The organism is Caballeronia ptereochthonis, from assembly GCF_001545075.1.
Taxonomy (GTDB): Bacteria; Pseudomonadota; Gammaproteobacteria; order Burkholderiales; family Burkholderiaceae; genus Caballeronia; species Caballeronia ptereochthonis.
The window spans coordinates 48215-65655 of the sequence record NZ_FCOB02000040.1 but is presented as its reverse complement, the minus strand read 5'-3'; the positions used below and the strand labels follow the sequence as shown (position 1 = coordinate 65655).

The 17441-nt window shown below is 64.4% G+C and carries 13 protein-coding genes and 1 pseudogene; 12 read left to right on the top strand and 2 right to left on the bottom strand.

Going from position 1 to position 17441, the window contains the following annotated elements; translation table 11 throughout:
* Nucleotides 1-495 precede the first annotated feature (495 nt).
* The 8 genes and pseudogenes from AWB83_RS30785 to AWB83_RS30750 all read left to right on the top strand — a co-directional run bounded on the left by AWB83_RS30785 (nt 496) and on the right by AWB83_RS30750 (nt 12496).
* Entirely contained in the window at nt 496-753 is a 258-nt protein-coding gene (locus AWB83_RS30785; RefSeq protein ID WP_087049405.1) for a PAAR domain-containing protein, read from the top strand.
* A gap of 3 nt (nt 754-756) precedes the next feature.
* The gene (locus tag AWB83_RS30780; protein WP_087049404.1) at nt 757-1995 is read left to right on the top strand and encodes a KPHS_23130 family T6SS system protein; all 1239 of its coding nucleotides are present in this window, start codon (nt 757-759) and stop codon (nt 1993-1995) included.
* The gene (locus AWB83_RS30775) at nt 1992-5570 is read left to right on the top strand and encodes an ImcF-related family protein (RefSeq protein WP_096059403.1); all 3579 of its coding nucleotides are present in this window, start codon (nt 1992-1994) and stop codon (nt 5568-5570) included. The genes AWB83_RS30780 and AWB83_RS30775 overlap by 4 nt, the downstream gene beginning before the upstream one ends.
* Nucleotides 5570-7153: a type VI secretion system protein TssA gene (gene tssA, locus AWB83_RS30770; RefSeq protein WP_087049403.1), complete on the top strand. Its 1584-nt coding sequence runs from the start codon at nt 5570-5572 to the stop codon at nt 7151-7153. Before AWB83_RS30775 ends, tssA begins: the two co-directional genes overlap by 1 nt.
* A gap of 12 nt (nt 7154-7165) precedes the next feature.
* Nucleotides 7166-8979, top strand: a pseudogene (gene tssF, locus AWB83_RS30765) (type VI secretion system baseplate subunit TssF).
* A complete protein-coding gene (gene tssG / locus AWB83_RS30760; protein ID WP_087049402.1) occupies nt 8976-10082 on the top strand; it encodes a type VI secretion system baseplate subunit TssG in 1107 nt (368 codons plus the stop codon). Before tssF ends, tssG begins: the two are co-directional and overlap by 4 nt.
* 201 nt (nt 10083-10283) lie before the next feature.
* The gene (tssJ, locus tag AWB83_RS30755) at nt 10284-10814 is read left to right on the top strand and encodes a type VI secretion system lipoprotein TssJ (RefSeq protein ID WP_279629101.1); all 531 of its coding nucleotides are present in this window, start codon (nt 10284-10286) and stop codon (nt 10812-10814) included.
* A gap of 206 nt (nt 10815-11020) precedes the next feature.
* Nucleotides 11021-12496: a DUF746 domain-containing protein gene (locus AWB83_RS30750; protein WP_159463091.1), complete on the top strand. Its 1476-nt coding sequence runs from the start codon at nt 11021-11023 to the stop codon at nt 12494-12496.
* 187 nt (nt 12497-12683) lie between these two features.
* Here the strand turns inward: AWB83_RS30750 and AWB83_RS30745 are convergent, their stop codons facing one another.
* Nucleotides 12684-13706, bottom strand: coding sequence for a transporter (locus AWB83_RS30745; RefSeq protein WP_087049400.1), 1023 nt, complete (start codon nt 13704-13706; stop codon nt 12684-12686).
* A 231-nt stretch (nt 13707-13937) separates the two neighbouring features.
* Between AWB83_RS30745 and AWB83_RS30740 the strand changes: the two genes are divergently transcribed.
* From AWB83_RS30740 to AWB83_RS30730, 3 genes are all read left to right on the top strand, one after another.
* Nucleotides 13938-14333 (top strand): hypothetical protein, encoded by a 396-nt coding sequence (locus tag AWB83_RS30740; RefSeq protein WP_244197934.1) that lies wholly within the window; start codon nt 13938-13940, stop codon nt 14331-14333.
* 66 nt (nt 14334-14399) lie between these two features.
* Nucleotides 14400-14831: a response regulator gene (locus AWB83_RS30735; RefSeq protein WP_087049399.1), complete on the top strand. Its 432-nt coding sequence runs from the start codon at nt 14400-14402 to the stop codon at nt 14829-14831.
* Nucleotides 14832-15150: 319 nt separating this feature from the next.
* On the top strand, nt 15151-15426 hold the full coding sequence (locus tag AWB83_RS30730) for a hypothetical protein (protein ID WP_087049398.1): 276 nt from the start codon (nt 15151-15153) through the stop codon (nt 15424-15426).
* A gap of 133 nt (nt 15427-15559) precedes the next feature.
* Here the strand turns inward: AWB83_RS30730 and AWB83_RS30725 are convergent, their stop codons facing one another.
* Nucleotides 15560-16531, bottom strand: a complete 972-nt coding sequence (locus AWB83_RS30725) for a chemotaxis protein (protein ID WP_087049397.1) — start codon at nt 16529-16531, stop codon at nt 15560-15562.
* 417 nt (nt 16532-16948) lie between these two features.
* On the opposite strand from AWB83_RS30725, the gene AWB83_RS30720 reads away from it, so the two are divergent.
* Entirely contained in the window at nt 16949-17389 is a 441-nt protein-coding gene (locus AWB83_RS30720) for a CBS domain-containing protein (protein ID WP_087049396.1), read from the top strand.
* Nucleotides 17390-17441 lie beyond the last annotated feature (52 nt).

Genomic DNA, 17441 nt, shown 5'->3' with positions numbered 1-17441 from the left:
GTTGCGTCATCGTGATGCCTCCAGGTCGTTCGTTTTCTAATAGTACCGCTTACCGTCACTATAAGCAGGTGTTTTGCAGAGGTTCCTTAACTCGTTCTTTGGCGCAAGACACGGCGTTGCCGAACTGGTGATCAATGACGATGATTCGATTGAGTGGAACGTGATTACCCAACCACAAGGGGGAGCCTACTACGGCCCCAATCATGCTGTTTTTTCAAAAATCATATCAGACACGAATCCTCATGCTGGAGAAAGACTGGTCGTTTCGGATAGGGCCTATATATAGGATGAACCTTCTTCCGCAGGTCGTCACAAGACATATTTGATAAAGGGTGATCGCGTAAAGCTTATCAAAGTCTCAGAGGATTTGAAGTTTTGGAAAATAGAATTTGAAAGAAAAAATAAAAACTCAATTAATAAATGGATTGATTGTCGTGACATCGACTTCTGTGCGAAGTGAAATTTTCGCCCGCGCAATCACAAGGAACACACCAAATGAAAAATCTCGCATATGAAGGCGACGCAACGAGCCACGGTGGCCAGATTCTGACCGGCTCGGATCGCATCAAGATAAAGGGCCGCCGAGCGGCACGCATCGGCGACAAGGTCTCATGTCCGATGCACGGCGACAACGAGATCGTGGAAGGCAGCGAGAGGATGAAGGATGGCACCACGCCGCTATCGCGGGACGGCGATCACACGCGGTGTGGGGCGGTACTCATTGCCTCGTGCGGCGGAGCACAGGTTCGATAAGCCATGCCCGTCGATTTCAATCGCGTGCCGCCGCGGGCAGACGTGCCGCCCCCACCTCAGGTCTCGATGATCGTCTGGATTGTCCTGCTGGTTCTCGTCATGGCGGCAGGAGCGGGACTAACGATCATGCTGTGGCCAGCGGACAGTCCGACCAACACACTGTGGTTCTGGCTGGGTGCCTTTGTTTATCCCTTCTTGGCCTGGGCATTCTTGCTGTTCGCGTGGCTCGGATACGGTTACGTTCGTTGCAATCAGGCGATTGCGACGAACCGCGTCAGCGATAAGGTCGAGCAGGAGTGCCACGTAGCGGCGAGCAGACCGCTGGCGATATTGGGCCATGCCTGGTATTTCGCCGCGGACGATTCGGCAAACTCTCTCGAAGGCATCTTGACAGGAACGGAATGGGCAAAACTGCGGCCGAGCGGCGCAGTAGCGGATACTGACGTCAATGCGCGATGGCTCAGTATTCCCGATATGCATTTTCAGCCGGGCAACGAACTTGCCGAACATGCCCGCCATCACGCTGTATGCACATGGCTGATCGAACGATTGATCGGCCGCCTACTGTCGCAACTCAGTGCTCTTTCGCCCGGAACAAAGCTCCAGGTTGAGCTTCACCATCAAACGAGGCTGGAACCGGAGTTAGTCGCAGCCCGTGTACGGAAATTGATCGCTGAACGAGCGCCATTGTTGCAAGTAGAGGTGGAATCTGGTGAACATGCGCCGTCGCTCTTCCGGACGGATGCATGGCTCGACAGCCGGCACGGCGATACGACTCGCCTGCTGATCGCCGTCAAGCTTTGCGATGCGATCAGTGCGGTCCTGTCCGATGGCGTTGCCGAGGCGGGCGTCGCGCTACTCGTCGGGCATCCGCGCCTTACGTCACCAGCCATGCCATCTGAGCTACGGCTGCATCGCCCCGCCAAAGGGGCGTCTGATGCTGCCGCGCGCACGCTAGCGCTTGCGACCCGTTGGGGACAGTCCTCGCGTGATCGTCTGCGCACAGTGTGGGCACACGGCCTGAGCAGCGACCAAGTCGGCGCGGTTCGGCAAGCTGCGTCACTTCCCGACGAAATGCGATGGATCGCACTCGAGACCTCCGTAGGCAACTGTTCTGACGCAGGGCCGTGGCTGGCCGTCGCCCTCGCCGCAGAAAGTGCCCGGACAATGGGCGAACCGCAAATGGTGCTGTGCGGCGAAAGCGACGAACTGGTCGCCCTTATGTGCAGAAAACAGACATGAGCAACGACAAGAACAACAACAAGAACAACAAGAACAACAACAAAATCCTACCGGCCGGCCTCTTCATCGGCATCGCGGCCTTTATCGTATTCCTCGCGCTCGGAATAGCTGTATGGGTGGCGGGGCCTCGTCAGGGGTGGTCTCGCGATACTCGGATTATTATCGAACTCGTGCTGTTCTCGACTTGTCTGGTGGTGATCCTGGCGCTCAAATTTTTCGAAGCGGTGCTGCTTTGGATTGCCTCGCTCAGAGCGAAACTTTGGTTTGTTCGTTACGATGCCAATAAGCGCACGACGCCCTTGGTACACAGAGAAGAGGACGAACCATCCGGACAAGCCGACCGTGCCGCTGCGCTTCGGAATGCCCTGCGCGACCGCCACGGCTGGCGCTGGCGCCATCACGAACGATGGGTGCTTGTCGCCGGCGACGTACCGCTGGTGAAGCGGCTAGCGCCGGGCCTCGTGGAGGCGGGCTATCTGATTACGAGCGACACGGTGCTGCTGTACGCGCATCAAACCCGCGATACGCTTGAGACTGAATGGCTCGACCAGATCCGCCGCCTTCACCTTTGCCGTCGCGCGGTCGACGCGATTGTGGCAGTGGTGCATAACCGCAGTTCGGCCACTACTCCATTCGACACAGATGACATCGTCCATCGGCTCGCGCGCCATGCCCGCGCGCTGCGCTGGGCCGCGCCAGCCTATCTGCTGAACGTCACCGATTTCGGCAGCGAAACGTCGAGTCCCGACGAGGCGATCGGCTTCACGTGGTCCAACTCCCGTGTAACCGCAGCCGAGGTCGATGCGTCGCTGCAAGACCTCGCTTATAACCTCGCGGGTGCCGGCGTCGTGCGCTTGACGAAGGATGCAGACGACCTCTATCCCGCCGAGCTCTCGCAGCATATCTCCGGTCTTCGTAGCGCGCTGTCGGGTCTGGTGCTGCATACCGCCCAGTCGCGTGTCCGGCGGTATGCGGTCCACGGGCTTTTATTCGCATCGCTATTCAAGGAACGGGAGTTGGCGCCGCTTGTCGACGCGAATGGCGCCGAGCCGCCGATCGGCCATCGACACAGGACAATCTGGCAGACCGTCGCCGGGCACAGCCGCAAGATCCACGGTCGCCGCGTTGGCTTCTCGCGGTCGGCGACAGCCGCATGGATGACAACGGCTCTGATCGGCTCCTGGATCGGCGGCACGATGCTGTCGGGCTTCGTCAACCGTGCAACGGTCCAGAACGCTGCCGATACCGTCGCGCAGTTGCCCACCGTCCAGGACCGCACGCAAGCCTTGCAAACCCTCAATGGGCTGGACCGACAGATCGACACACTGGAAATCCATCAGCGCGATGGCGCGCCGTGGACGGCGCGCTTCGGCCTGAATTGTGACCGTGCACTGCTCGATGCGCTGTGGCCGGGCTACGCCGATGCGGCGAGCCGCATCCTCGTTGCCCCGATCCGCGAGAAGCTCGAAGAACGTCTGCGCCAGCTTGCCTCGCTGTCTGATGAGGAGATCGCCCGCGGTGGCAATGCGCAGGTGCAGGCCGCCTATGACACGCTCAAGGCGTATCTGATGCTCGCAATGCCCGAACGCGCGGTCGCCGCCTTCCTGGCGCCGCAACTGGCCGCGACGGCCGCGCCCGACCGTCCCGCGAACTCGCCCCTGTCGTCTGGCGCCTGGGAAGACCTGCGCCAGCACACGATCGCTTTCCTGGCGGACCACCTGGGACGCGGCCGGGTGCCCGCCATGTCGCCGGATCCCGGCCTCGTCGCCTCGACGCGCCAGACTGTCATCAGCGTGCGCGGCATCCAGAACTCGACCGACGCGGTCTACCGGCAGGTCCTCGACGACGCGAAGGCCAAGTATCCTCCCGTGTCGCTCGCAACGCTGCTGGGCGACACGACCAGCCGGGGCCTCTTCAACACGACGGCGACCATACCCGGCGTGTTCACACGTGCCGCGTGGGACGAACGCATCGCGAAGGCGATCGACGACGCGAGCGAGCAGCGCAACGTTGCGGGCGACTGGGTGCTGTCCGACGTGAAGGCGACACAGGCTGCGCCGTCGACCCTCAAGGCCCAGCTTCGCCAGCGCTACTTCGACGATTACGCGCGTGCGTGGGCGCTGTTCCTCAACAACCTTCGCTGGCAGCCAGCGCCGACGCTGTCTGCCACGGCCGACCAGCTGACGCTGCTGGGTGACCCGCAGCGCTCGCCGCTCGTTGCACTGATGAACGCGGTTGTCTACCAGGCAGGCGCGGGCGCGAATGCGCAGTCGCTTGCCGACAACCTGATCAGCAAGGCGCAGCAACTCGTCGTCGGCGGCGAGAAGGACCCGTCGAAGCAGACCCAACCGCAGCTTGCACCGCTTGCCACGGCTTTCGGCCCGATCCTGCGCCTGACGGGCAGCGATCTGGTGTCCGGCGCACCTGCGAACAGCAAAGCCGCCGCGCGGCTCGCCGCAACAGGCGGCCTGAGTCTCGCGCGATACCTCGAACGGGTCACGGCCATGCGTCTGAAGGCGTCGCAGATTGTCTCCAATGCCGATCCGGACGCGATGGCGCGCCTCGCTGCGCAGTCGGTCCTGCAGGGCAAGACGTCCGACATGGGGGAGAGCCGCGACTACGCGAGCCGCCTCGCGGCAAGCTTGGGAGAGCAGTGGTCCGGGTTCGGTGAGCTGTTCCGCGCGCCATTCGATCAAACCTGGCAGGTCATCGTGCAGCCGGCTGCATCGAGTCTGAACGAGATCTGGCGCACGGCGATCGTGTCGGACTGGAACAAGGCATTCGGCGGGCGCTACCCGTTCGCCGACTCCGACAACGACGCATCGCTGCCCGAGATGGCGCGCTTCATGCGGTCGGACAACGGCGTGATCACGCAGTTCGTGACGACGCAGCTCGCCGGCGTGGTCGAGCGGCAGGGCGAGCGCTGGGTAGCCTCACAGGGCGCCAATCACGGCGCACTGACGATCGATCCGGGCTTTCTCGCGAGCCTGAACAAGCTCACGCACATCTCGACGGTGCTGTTTCCATCCGGCGATCCGCACGTGCGTTTCGACTTGCAGGGCGTGCCGATCCCCGGGGTCACCGATATGAAATTCGTGCTGTCCGGGCGTGAGCTGCACTACTTCAACCAGAAGCAGGAATGGATGCCGTTCGAATGGCCCGGCCAGTCGCTGGAGAATCTGTCGCACATCGAATGGCAGACCGAGCAGGGTGGCCTGCGCACTGCACTCGATTCGCAGGGGCGGTTTGGCCTGATCCGGCTGCTGGAGCGCGCGAAGGTATCGCAGCACGACAGCGCGCGCTATCTGCTGACGTGGATGCCCGATACGAGCCAGGGCATTCCGCTCAAGGTGCAACTGCGCAGCGAGTCAGGAGCAGGTCCCCTGGACGTACTGGAACTGCGTCACTTCACGCTGCCGACGCGGGTTTTCGTGACCGGTCCCGTGAATGCGGGGCGCAAGCTCTTGGCCACGAATTTGCCACCCCAGCCGCCGCCGTTGCCGCCTTCGGCGATCGCGGCGGCGAAACATGCCGCGATGCCGCTGCCACATGGCCCATTGCCGGAGCTCGAGTAATGCCGGGCGGACTGTTCAAGAGCCTTTTTCCGGCCCGCGATGACGCCGAGCAGCTCGCGCGGACGCGGCTTGACGCGTGGGCCGCGTGGCTGCTGCCCCTTCCCGGCGACGGCGGCGTTGGCCGCGATCCCGGCTATGAGGATACGTTTTTCGAGCTGCGGGAAGAAACGCAAAAGCTCTCCGGCATCGATGACGGACTGATCATCCGTTCCTGTGAACAGCTAATCAGGGAAACGGGCAAGGATCTGCGTCTGGCCGGCTACTACGCGTTCGCCCGGCTGCGGCAGGACGGGCCCGCGGGCTTCGCGGATGGACTCGAGCTGGCGGCCGCGCTCGTCGACCGGTTCGGGGAAGCGGTGCTGCCCGCACGCGCCGAGGCGAAGAAGGGCGCCCTCGAGATGCTGGCCACCACCCGCATGATCGAGTTGCTCGAAAGCCGCGGCGCGTTCGCGCCGGCGGATCTCGAACGCGCACTGGCCGCACTCGACGTGCTGGTCGCGCATACAGGGGCGTGGCCCGCAGCCGCGCGTCCGAACCTGCAACCGCTCGTGTCGCGGTTCGAGCGGAAGAATGAACCCGCTCGCAGCGCCGAGCACGACGCAGCACTTCCCTCGTCGCCTTCGCCGGCGACCACGGCCTCCGGTGTGATCGCGTCAACGCGGGACCTGCTGGATCAGGCCCGCACGATGGCGGTGTGGCTGCGTGATCAGGAGAACGGCTACCTGCCCTCGGTGCGACTCGTGCGCAGCGTGCGCTGGGATACGGTGCACGAGGTGCCGCCGGCCGACGCGGCTTCCCGCACGCGCCTTGTGCCACCGCGCAGCGAACTGCGGCAGCAAATGAAGCGGCTCGTGCTGCAGAAGCAGTGGCACGAACTGCTGGAGCGCGTCGAGGGCGCGTTCATGGAAGGGGTCAATCACCTGTGGTTCGACCTGCAGTATTTCCAGCATGTCGCGCTCGATCACGTCGGCGCACCGTACAGCACGTGGCGCGAGTTGCTGCGCGCCGACTTCGCACTGTTCCTCGAACGCTTGCCCGGCATCGAGCGGCTTGCCTTCAACGACGGCACCTCATTCGCCGACGACGCGACGCTCGAATGGATCGCGCGGCACGCGGTGGTGCGCGATCTGGAAGCGGGCGAGTCCGTGGCGCCGCTGCCGGTATCGGCCGACAGCGAGGACGGCACGGCTGGCGGCTGGCCGGAGATCGAGGCGCAGGCGCGGGAGCTGGCTGGGCGCGAGGGCGTCGAAGCCGCTTTCGGCTGGCTCGAAGCGCTGCCCGGCCTGAAGACAGACCGTCATCGCTACCTGCAGCGGCTCGTGATGGCGCGCCTGGCCGATCACGCCGGCCGCGCGGACACGGCACTGGCACTGCTCGCCGAACTTGATGCCAGCGCGCGCTCATTGCCGCTCATGCGCTGGGAGCCGGCACTCGTCTTCGAGGTCAAGCAGCAGTTGCTCCGTGCATTGAAGGCCATGAGCAATCGCAAGGATGCCGACAAGCCGGCGCTCGCGCGCCGCATTGGCGAACTGCAGGCGGAACTGACCGTGCTCGATCCGGCACGCGCGCTGACTCTTTCATAAGCACACACATTGATGGAAAACGACGATCCGATCCTGCGCTATTACGAAGCGGAGATGCGCTATCTGCGCGAGTCCGGCAAGGAATTCGCGAAAGCGCATCCTGACCGCGCGCGACTGCTCAACGTCGATCGCGTGGGCGACCGCGATCCGTATGTCGAGCGGCTCTTTGAAGGCTTTGCGTTTCTCAGCGGACGGCTCCGGCAGAAACTCGACGACGAGCTGCCCGAGCTGACCGAGGGGCTCGTGAGCCTGCTGTGGCCGCACTACCTGCGGATGATTCCGTCGCTGTCGATCGTCGAGTTCATTCCGCTTGCGGAAAAGCTCCAGAAAACGGAGGTGGTGCCGGCGGGCGTGCCAGTGCGTTCCGCGCCGATCGCCGTGCCGCCGGTCGCGGCTGCGGAGGGCACAAAACCGAAGACGGTGCAGTGCCTGTACCGGACCACGCAGCCGGTCACGCTGCAACCGGTCGCCATCACACATGCCGGCCCGACTGTGCGCCACGACGGCCGCTCGGTGATCCGGCTCGGCTTCACGCTCGACGGGTCGGCACGCCGCAAGGAAACAGATCTGTCGCGGTTGCGCCTGCACCTGAATGCGGATCTGCCGACCGCGTGCGCGATGCATCTCGCGCTCACGCGGCAGGTCGATTCAATCGCGTGGCGCATCCCGGAAGTGCGCGACGGAGAGGCGGTGCCGCTTCCCGGCGTCACGCTCGAAGCAGCCGGGTTTTCGACCGAGGAGCGGTTGTGGCCAAAGGCCGACGCGGCGTTCTCGGGCTATCAGCTGCTGCTCGAGTACTTCACGTTTCGCGAGAAATTCCTCTTCATCGACCTGTGCGGGCTCGACATCGCGAAGCTGCCAGAGAAGTCGACGCGCTTCGAACTCGAGATCGTGCTGAAGCACACGTGTCATCCGACCAGCGATTCAGCGCCGAGAACATGAGGCTGTTCTGCACGCCGGTCATCAACCTGTTCGAACTCGACGCCGAGCCCATCGAAATCGATCACCACGAGACGGAATATCGCGTGGTGCCGGCCGGCCACCAAGGCGAGCACGTCGAAACGTATTCGGTCGATGCGATCGAGGCGTTCGACCACGAAACCGCCGAACGGTACGAATACGTACCGTTCGCGACGTTCCGGCATCGCGGCGGCATGCTGCGCCACGAAGCGCCGGAGCGGTATTTCCACGCACGCGTACGCCCCGGGGTATCGGGCCTGCACGAGACGTGGGTCATTCTCGGCGGCCACGCGTGGGAGACGATGGACACGCTGCCGGAGGAAAGCCTGTCGCTGCGCGTAACGGGTACGAACGGCATGCTGCCGCGCAAGGGCTTGCGCGAAGCGAGTATCGCCGGACTGGCGGCGAGTACGCCGAACGTCGTGGGCGTGAAGAGTCTGGTCGCGCCGACCTTGCCGCTCTATCCGCCGACCGGCGACTGTTTCCAGTGGCGGGTGCTGTCGCACCTCGCACCGAATTTCCTGTCGATGATGAACGCGGAAGTACTGCGCGGCGCGCTCGCGCTTTACGACTGGACCAACGACGAACTGAACCGCCGGCGGCTCGCCGGCATCCTGCGGGTTTCGCAGGAGCTGCTCGAGGAGGTTTCGGGCGGCTCGGTCGAGCGCGGCGTGCTGATCGAGGTAACGCTCGATTCCCATGCCTTCGCGGGCGAGGGTGACGTGATGCTGTTCGGCGAGTTGTTGCACCGCTTCTTCGCGCAGTATGCCGAAATCAACCTGTTCACGAAGCTGTCGATCGTGAGCCTGCCGTCGCAGACCCGCACCGGCTGGCCGCGCAGCAAGGCGCAACGGGCGCCGCTATGAAACCGCGTGAGCTACCGAATCTCGAGGCGCTCGTCGCCTCGCTGCTTACTCGCGCGCCCAAGATGAACTTCATGCAGCTATGCCGGCTGCTCGAGGGGTGTGTACCGGCGCATCCGGGGTTCGGCACGCGAGATACGCCCCAGCACGAACCGGTGCGCTTCCGGCCGCGGCCGCGTATCGGTTTTCCGGCTGGCGAGATTGCCTCAGTCGAATTCGACGACGGGTCGGACACGTTCGGGCCCGCTGCGCCACCCACCGTGCGCACGACTTTCATGGGCCTCTATGGCGTCGATGCGGCGATGCCCCCGCACATGATCGATGAGATCGTGCTGCGAGAGGAAGGGCACGAAGTCGTCGAAGCGTTTCTCGACCAGTTCAATCACCGCTTCGTCACGCTGCTGTACCGCGCGTGGAAGAAGTACCGCTATCCGGAAAGCTTCCGCCCAGGCGGCAGCGACGCGCATTCGCGCAATCTGTTGTGCCTGGCCGGTTTCGGGTGCGGCGACAAGCCGCAGCGCGCCGGCCTGCCGGATTCGCGCATGCTGGCGCTGCTCGGGCTACTGATCCAGCGCACCCGCACGCCGGAAGGTCTCGCCGGCGTCATCGCGCTGGCCGTGCCCGGTGCCGGCGTGCGCGTCGACGAATTCTTTCCGGCCATCACGCGTGGCGGACGGCCGCAGCCGCTGACGTCCGCGGGCCTTGCCGCTGCTTCAGAAGACGGCACGCGCCGGGGTCTTGGGGGCGGCTATGTGCTCGGCCGGCGACTCGCCTATCGCAGCCGCGCGGTACGCGCGACGCTGCGTCCAGCCAATGCGCAGCAGGCCCACGATCTCCTGCCCGGCGCCTGGCTGCATCGCGAGCTGATGGCGTTCGTGCGGTTGTATGTAGGCGTAAAGGCCGACGTGCACCTGCGCATGGAAATTTCGTCGCGGCTTGCGCCCGAACCTGCCATCGGCCCCGCGTCGACCGGCACGGCGCCGCGCCTTGGCTGGACGACCGTACTACCCGCCGACGAGGAACGCTTCATCAACATCGCTCTCGGCGTCTACGAAGCGTTTCCCACACCCGGGCCCAATCCACACCTGACTCCACGACATGCCTGACCGGGAAAAGATCATGGCCGTGCGCTTCCGTTCAGGACTACGACGCGCAGACCCGGAAGCTGCCCGGCGTGCTCGTCGCCAAAGCGTTCGGCTGCCAGCCCAGACCGAACTTCAGCGTGGCCGATTTCTCTTCACGTGGTTTGGGGCAGTCATGCCGGGCTGCCGAATCTCAACGCCACCATGCAGGATCAAGGAGCTCCGATGCCCATCCGTGTCACCCTTTCAACGCTTGCGTCCGCTTTGCTGCTGTCGGGTTGCGGCGCGTGGCAGTCCGTCTCGGACGCGTCATCCAGCGCGTATCGCGCCGTGTTCTTCAAGCAGGTCAAGGTGCTCAACGTCGATCTTTCCGCGCGCGAAGCATTGAACCCCGATGACGCCGGCCGCCCGACGTCGGTTGCGGTACGCGTGTATCAGCTCAAGGACCGCGGGATGTTCGACGGCGCATCGTACGAGGATCTTCTGCGGAACGACCGGACCATGCTCGCGCAGGATCTTCAGGCGAGCATTGCCTCCGTGCTGAACCCGGGGGCGTCCGCGAGCCTCACGCAGCCGATGCAGGCCGACACGAAATACGTGGCGATCGTCGCGTTTTACCGAAATCCGGGCAGCGGCGACGGCTGGAAATACGTGATCGAGAAGAAAAACCTCGCCGCCGACAAGCCATTGAAGCTCGAACTGGTCGACCAGTTGCTCATCGCATCCAATGGCGCGCCTCAGAACACCTCCCGATGAAGTCGGAAGCAGGTTCGAGGGCGGTCTGTGTGGGAGGAACCGACGAATGACGAGGCATGGCGGAATGCAGACAAACACCCGGGAACCCTCCCGTTTCGACTGCCTGGCGGGTCTCAACCGCCGGTACTCTGAACTATTGCCAAGGCTTGACCTGCTGCGTGGCGCACTGCAAACGGCGGACACGGAAGAGTGCAGATGATGAACCCGTGCTTCAGTTCGACGCCGCGCAGCCGCTGACCAGCGGCAGTCGACGCGCATTCGCGGACGCCGACGATCCGGCATTGACGGCGTTCGTGATGACGCTGTGGGACGAGCTTTTCTCGCGCGATCCGCGTCCAATACCGCCGTGCCCGCGCTGCGGCGGCGCGCATGCACGCCTGCATGCGCTTTCGAACAATCATCGTAGCAAGTTGCCGCTATTCCGGTGCCGCGACTGCCGGCGTTTCTTCACCCGTCTGACCGGCTCGCCGCTCGCGAACCTGCGCCTCCCGGAAAGGATGCCAGCTTTCATCCGGATGCTGTCGCAGCCGATCCCGCTCGAAGAAGCGTCAAGGCGACTGGGCCTCGAGTACGGCGGCATGTCGAACTGGCTGATGCGCTTTCGGCAGTTGATCGATCTGCACGATCCCGATGGTCAATGGATTGGACGCGTGAAACTCGGCATCCGGTATCAGCCGCAAGGCATCTGCGCTCATTGCCGTTATCGCGGACAGATGAAGGGCGGCGGCTTTGGCGGAGACGGCCGACGCCGCGTGAGGTGTCCGGAATGCGGCCGCATCGGGTCGCTCACCACCGACGACACCGGCACGCGGATCGCCGTGAAGATCGCACACGATCCGGCATTGACCGCAGTCAGGCGGCGTCGCCGGGAGGGCTGGCCGGTTCCCGACCTGGCGAGGGCGGAGCAGGGCGTGCTGACTATCCCGCCACGGGCGCCACGGCCCGACGTCCCTGCCGTCAACGCCCCCGATGTGCCCGCGCCGCAGGCGCACCGGTTCGACTTCCGACAGCCGCTCACCACGAAGAGTCCGTTGCCGCGTCGCTACGCCGAGGATACGGAGCTCACCGCGTATCTCGAGGCGGAAATCGCCAAGGTCTTCTCGCAGGCGACAGAGCCGGTGCCGTGCTGCCCGCACTGCCTGGGCGGCAACACATGGTTCACCCGCCGACATCGAAAGCCCCCGAGCCTGCCGGAATTTCAATGCGGTACGTGCATGCGCAGGTTCTTGCGGACAACCGGCACGCCGATGTCGAAGATGTTGCGCAAGGATATGCTCATGGCCTTTCTGCCGTGGCTGTCGCAACACCGACCGGCGGCGCATGCCGCCGGGACGTTCGGCGTCGCACCCGAAACAATCACCGAATGGGTCCGCCGGTTTCGCGCCTGGTTGCTCAAGCTCGACTCGTCCGGCCGCCATGAGCAACGTGTCCGGCTCGGACTGAAGTCTGCGTGGCCCATCCTCCCGTGCCCGAAATGCGGACAGGAAGCGCCGGCGAAACCCCGGGGTTTCATGCGCAGAAAGTCCATTCCGACCGGACGACTGCGTCGGTTCCAATGCTCGGCATGCGACCGCTTCTTCAATGTGCCGGTGGAGACTTTACCCGGCGCCCATCGGTCAGTCCGCAGAGGCAAATCAGACGCACATGAACACGGCGAGGAGAGCACATGGCGGCGGGCATGACGCGTGGCGAAAGGACCGCTCGCGGAAATAAAGCGGTAGTCTGTCGGATCGGGCAGCACAGGTTGACGGGCACGGATTACATTGGGCAATCAAAATAAGCGACCTGCGCGCGGACCTCGCGGCTGAAGCGGGCATCCGGGCGTTCTGGCGTTCCGCCGATCGCACCCCGCATCACGCGTGCCCGCCGCTACAGGTTGCGGCTGCGCCGGAACGCCCACCATCCCGCCAGCGCGGTGAAGCTCGCGACGATCGCCACCAGCAGCCAGAAGCCGTGATGATTCTCCGCGAGCGGAATGCCGCCCACGTTCATGCCGAAAAAGCCCGCGACGATATTGATCGGCAGTGCGAGCACGGTCACGAGCGTCAGCGTGAAGAGCGTGCGGTTGCTTTGCTCGTCCATGCGCGTCGCGACTTCTTCCTGCAGAAGCTTGATGCGCTCGACGAGCCCCGCGAGATCGTTGAGCACGAGCGAGAACTCTTCGGTCGCGTCGCGCAGGTCCTGGATGTCCTGCGCGTGCAGCCAGCGCGGCGGCCGCGCGAGCAGGCGGAACACCGAGCCGGGCTCCGGCGCGAGCAGACGCTGCAGTCTCACGAGCACGCGCCGCAGGCCGCCGAGATCGGTGCGGGTTTCGGTCCGGCGCATCGAGAGAAAGCGGTCCTCGATGCCGTCGACCTCGACGCTCGTGCGCCGCACGATATGCACGAGCAGGTCCGCCTGATCGCGCAGCAGATGCGCGAGCAGCTCGGCGGGAGAACGGAACAGCTCGCCGCGCCTGACGGACTCGCGCAGCGAATCGACCGAGCGCAGCGGCTTCAGGCGCGCCGTGACGAGCAGCTTCTGATGCGTGTAGACCCACAGCGTCGCGATTTCCGAGGGCGTCAGCTCGAAGTTGAACATCACGTCGTTGATGACCGCGAAGAGCGCGCCTTCCTGATGCTCGATGCGCGTCGAGTGCGAGCCTTCGTGCAGCGTGTCGAAGAACGCGTCGGGCAGGCCAAGGGGACCTCGCATCCAGCGTTCGCACGAGCTGTTCGCCAGATCGAAGTGCAGCCAGACGAATTCCTTGGTCGTGTCGCCGCGGGCGAGCCATTCGCTCGCGGCTTCGGCGTCGATCGGCTCGCCGGGCCGATCGACATGAAATCGGAAGCCGCAGACGAGGCCGGAGAAATCGGAGCCGTAGGGCGCTCTTTGCAGGGTAGCGGGATTCATGCGGGAATTCGGTTGCGGTTCTGGGTCTGTCTGCTGGCGCTCGCCTCGATGCGCGAGTCGTGCGCGCTGCTACGCGGTAGTGTGCCACCGGTCGCGCCCTGAATCGCGATCGTAGCGCGCGAACCGGCCGGTGAAACAATCGCCGCATGGGCATCGGCTCGTGCAAATATGACTGTCATATTGATGGCGTATCATCGCGCCACGCAGGACGGGCGCACACGCGGAGCCTGCATGGAGTTCCGCCGCGCGCGCGGCGCCGAGTGCCAATCTGGGGAGAAGGCCGTGGAAGACCGTGACGATCTGGACGGGGCGACGCAGACGACCGCCGGAGGACTCATCCGGCTCGCGTCGGTGATCGCGGGGCTCGCGCGCGAGGGCGCGCTGGATACGCGCTTCGGCGCGAAGCTCTTCAGGCGGCTCGACAAGGAAGCGCGGCGCGTGTCCGGACGCGGCCCGGCGCCGCTCGACGAAACCGAGCAGGCGGCGCTCCTCGGCGCGCTCGGCGAGCTGGATCTCGCGTTGCGCCAGCGCGACGCGGCATCGCTCGTCGCGGCGAATGCGCGGCTGCGCGAGAGCGACAGTTCGTCGAACAAGCGGCGCAAGAGCAAGAAAGACGGCGACGCCTGAACCCGGCCCGGTCTGACCGGGCGCGAAACGTGCTGCAGTGCGGTTGTGTGCATTCGTCGATTGGCCATGTCCGTAACCCTGCATTCTCCTCGCTGCGCACTGTGGTCGAACCGCCGCGTGGGCGTGGACCGCGACCTGTGGCGCATTCTGGTCGTCGACGACAACGCGTCCAGCGCCGAAGCACTCGCGGCCGCGCTCAAAGCCGATGGATTCGATGCGCGCTTCGCGCTCTCCGGCGTCGACGCGCTGCACCTGATCGACCCGTGGGTGCCGCATGTCGTCATTCTCGACATCACCATGCCCGAGCACGACGGCTACGCGACTGCGCGCGTGCTGCGCCGGATCGCGCGCACGCGCGACGCCGTGATCATCGCGTTCACGGCGCTCGGCGAAGAGAGCGTGCGGCCCGAAGGCCTGCATGCCGGGTTCGACGGCTATTGCCAGAAGGGCAATCCGCCCGGGGCGCTCGTCCATCTGATCGAGCGCCTCGTTCACTGAGATAACGTCGAGATTCCCGCGCATTGCGGAATTTTCGTGCGCTCGTTCGCTAAATAATTGTTCCGTCCCTGCTAAACGACCCCACGCAACGGGTTGCAGTGCAATACGCTCAAACCCTTGCCGGGCGTGCCACCCAGATGAAATGGCACGATCGTGCGGCCAGTGATTGTTGGCACAGAGCGAAAACTGAATTGAAACTTATGGGGATAAAAAACCGATAGTAGGGGTATACACTGGCTTCCATCGACGTAGCAGACAGTTTCTCGCAAGACCGCTGCGGCGCTTTCTGAATGAACGTCAACCGTCTTTGGAGCACACCATGAAACGCACTCTTCTCGCAACTCTCCTGATCGCCGCTTCTGCCACCCTCGCTGCGCCCGCTTTCGCGAGCGGCTACGGCCCGGCTCCGTTCTACCGTCCGGCCGTCGGCGCGCCGACGTCGCAACAAGGCCCGAGCGCGCAGGCGATCGCCGCCGAGGAAAACGCTCACGGCGTCGACACGACCGCTTTCGGCGGCTCGCGCGACACGCTGGCTCAGTCGGGCAACCGCGCGCAATCGAGCAACAACCCGCAATCGGTCTTCTTCGGTCACTAATCGAGTCAGCTTGCCCGACTCATCCGTTGGGCTGATTGGCTGAAAGACTGCTTCGGCGCCCGGTGACACAGACTCACGAGGTCTGTGTTTACCGGGCGCCGATCGTTTTTGCCCCTCGTTTTCCGTTCCGGAATCAAGCCCCGGGCGCGAGCGCGTCGCGCATCACGTTTGCAAGCTCCCCCGCCTCGAACTTCGAGACATACGCATTCGCGCCGACCTTGCGCACATGCTGCTCGTTCGCCGAGCCCGACAGCGACGAGTGGATCACCACCGGGATGTGCATCAGGCCCGTTTCCGCCTTGATGCGGCGCGTGAGCGTGAAGCCGTCCATTTCGGGCATTTCCAGATCGGTCAGCACGAGCGCGATCTGATCGGCCACTTCGGTGCCTTCCTTTTGCGCCTTCCTGAGCGCGGCTTCGAGCACGTCCCACGCTTCCTGACCAGTCTTGGTCATCACGAAGGGCACGCCCATGGCAGTGAGGCTCTGCTCGATGAGCGCGCGCGCCACACCCGAATCGTCCGCCGCGAGCACGCGCGCGCCCGGCCTGATCTGCAGGCGGCCGGTGTTCGCCTCGGTGATGTCCGATTCCCGCGCCGGCAGCACTTCGCGCACGATGCGCTCGACGTCGAGCACCTGCGCGAGCCGCGAGCCGTCCACGTTGCCGTCCAGACGCGCGAAGCTCGTCACCATGCAGCCGCCCGAGTGCGATTCCGCCGACAGCACCTGATTCCATTCCAGGCGCACGATGTCGTCCACTTCCTCGACCGCGAAGCCTTGCGTCGTGCGCGCGAACTCGGTGACGAGCAGGATCTTCGGCCCGTTCTTCGGACGGCAGCCGGCGGTGCGTGCAAGATCGATCACGGGAATGATCTGCCCGCGAATATCCGCGACGCCGAGAATGTCCTCACGCGATCCGGCCACGGCGGTGATCGTCGGCATGGCGAGGATCTCGCGCACCTTGAACACGTTGATGCCGTAAAGCTCGCGCACCGCGCCGCGCTGCTCCTGGCCGGGCGCCTCGCCGAGCCTGAACAGAAGCAGTTCGAACATGTTGCTGCCCGCGAGCCGCACGCGCTGCTCGATATCCTGTTGTGACTGACTCACCTTGCGCTCCCTGAACGGCGCTTCGCGCCGCGTTGCCCTTCGCGTATTGCTGCCTTGCGGTGACTTCCCGCCGAATGCTTGATTAGCGGCATGAATCGGCGAAACTGAAGCTGAAACGTCACGCATATGGAACAACCGCGCTTTACGATGGGGGTGGCGCGCCGCACTTGCGCGCTTCGCCGTTGATCTATACTTTTTCGAATGGTCGGGTTAATGCCGATGAAGGCGTCGAGCGCAAGGCTTTAGGCTTGTCGGCCAGAGTCGGCGCTTCAGCGCCTGCTCCGGCCCGCGCAGCGCGCTGGTCATGGCGCAGTACAACCCGTCGCCCAGGCGCAGCACCGTATCCCGCACACAACAACACGCAGTCGGCCGGCACGATGCATCGGCAGGCAGCGCGACACCAGTCGGAGGCGCTCGATGGCAACAGTCGCACAGGTTCTGAATTCGAAACCCGACCAGACGGTCTATACGATTGCCGCAACGGCGTCGGTCTTCGATGCAATCAAGCTGATGGCCGACAAGCATATCGGCGCGGTGATCGTCACCGAGGGCGACGAGATCGTGGGCATCATGACCGAGCGCGACTATGCGCGCAAAGTCGTGCTGATGGATCGCGCGTCGAAACACACGCCGGTGCGCGACATCATGACCTCGCACGTGCGCTACGTGCGCCCGGACCAGACCACCGACGATTGCATGGCCCTCATGACCGACAAGCGCATGCGCCATCTGCCGGTGATCGACGGCGGCAAGCTCGTCGGCATGATCTCCATCGGGGATCTGGTGAAGAACATCATCTCCGAGCAGCAGTTCACCATTCAGCAGCTCGAGTACTACATTCGCGGCGAGCACACGTAAGCGGCGGCAGAGACGCGGGCCGGGCGCGCCCGCGTGTTCGCCAGGTCGGCCG

Excerpts from the sequence above, each read along its gene's own strand:
- AWB83_RS30785 (WP_087049405.1), top strand. The coding sequence starts at position 496 with ATGAAAAATCTCGCATATGAAGGCGACGCAACGAGCCACGGTGGCCAG.
- AWB83_RS30780 (WP_087049404.1), top strand. The coding sequence starts at position 757 with ATGCCCGTCGATTTCAATCGCGTGCCGCCGCGGGCAGACGTGCCGCCC.
- AWB83_RS30775 (WP_096059403.1), top strand. The coding sequence starts at position 1,992 with ATGAGCAACGACAAGAACAACAACAAGAACAACAAGAACAACAACAAA.
- tssA (WP_087049403.1), top strand. The coding sequence starts at position 5,570 with ATGCCGGGCGGACTGTTCAAGAGCCTTTTTCCGGCCCGCGATGACGCC.
- tssG (WP_087049402.1), top strand. The coding sequence starts at position 8,976 with ATGAAACCGCGTGAGCTACCGAATCTCGAGGCGCTCGTCGCCTCGCTG.
- tssJ (WP_279629101.1), top strand. The coding sequence starts at position 10,284 with ATGCCCATCCGTGTCACCCTTTCAACGCTTGCGTCCGCTTTGCTGCTG.
- AWB83_RS30745 (WP_087049400.1), bottom strand. The coding sequence starts at position 13,706 with ATGAATCCCGCTACCCTGCAAAGAGCGCCCTACGGCTCCGATTTCTCC.
- AWB83_RS30740 (WP_244197934.1), top strand. The coding sequence starts at position 13,938 with ATGGAGTTCCGCCGCGCGCGCGGCGCCGAGTGCCAATCTGGGGAGAAG.
- AWB83_RS30735 (WP_087049399.1), top strand. The coding sequence starts at position 14,400 with ATGTCCGTAACCCTGCATTCTCCTCGCTGCGCACTGTGGTCGAACCGC.
- AWB83_RS30730 (WP_087049398.1), top strand. The coding sequence starts at position 15,151 with ATGAAACGCACTCTTCTCGCAACTCTCCTGATCGCCGCTTCTGCCACC.
- AWB83_RS30720 (WP_087049396.1), top strand. The coding sequence starts at position 16,949 with ATGGCAACAGTCGCACAGGTTCTGAATTCGAAACCCGACCAGACGGTC.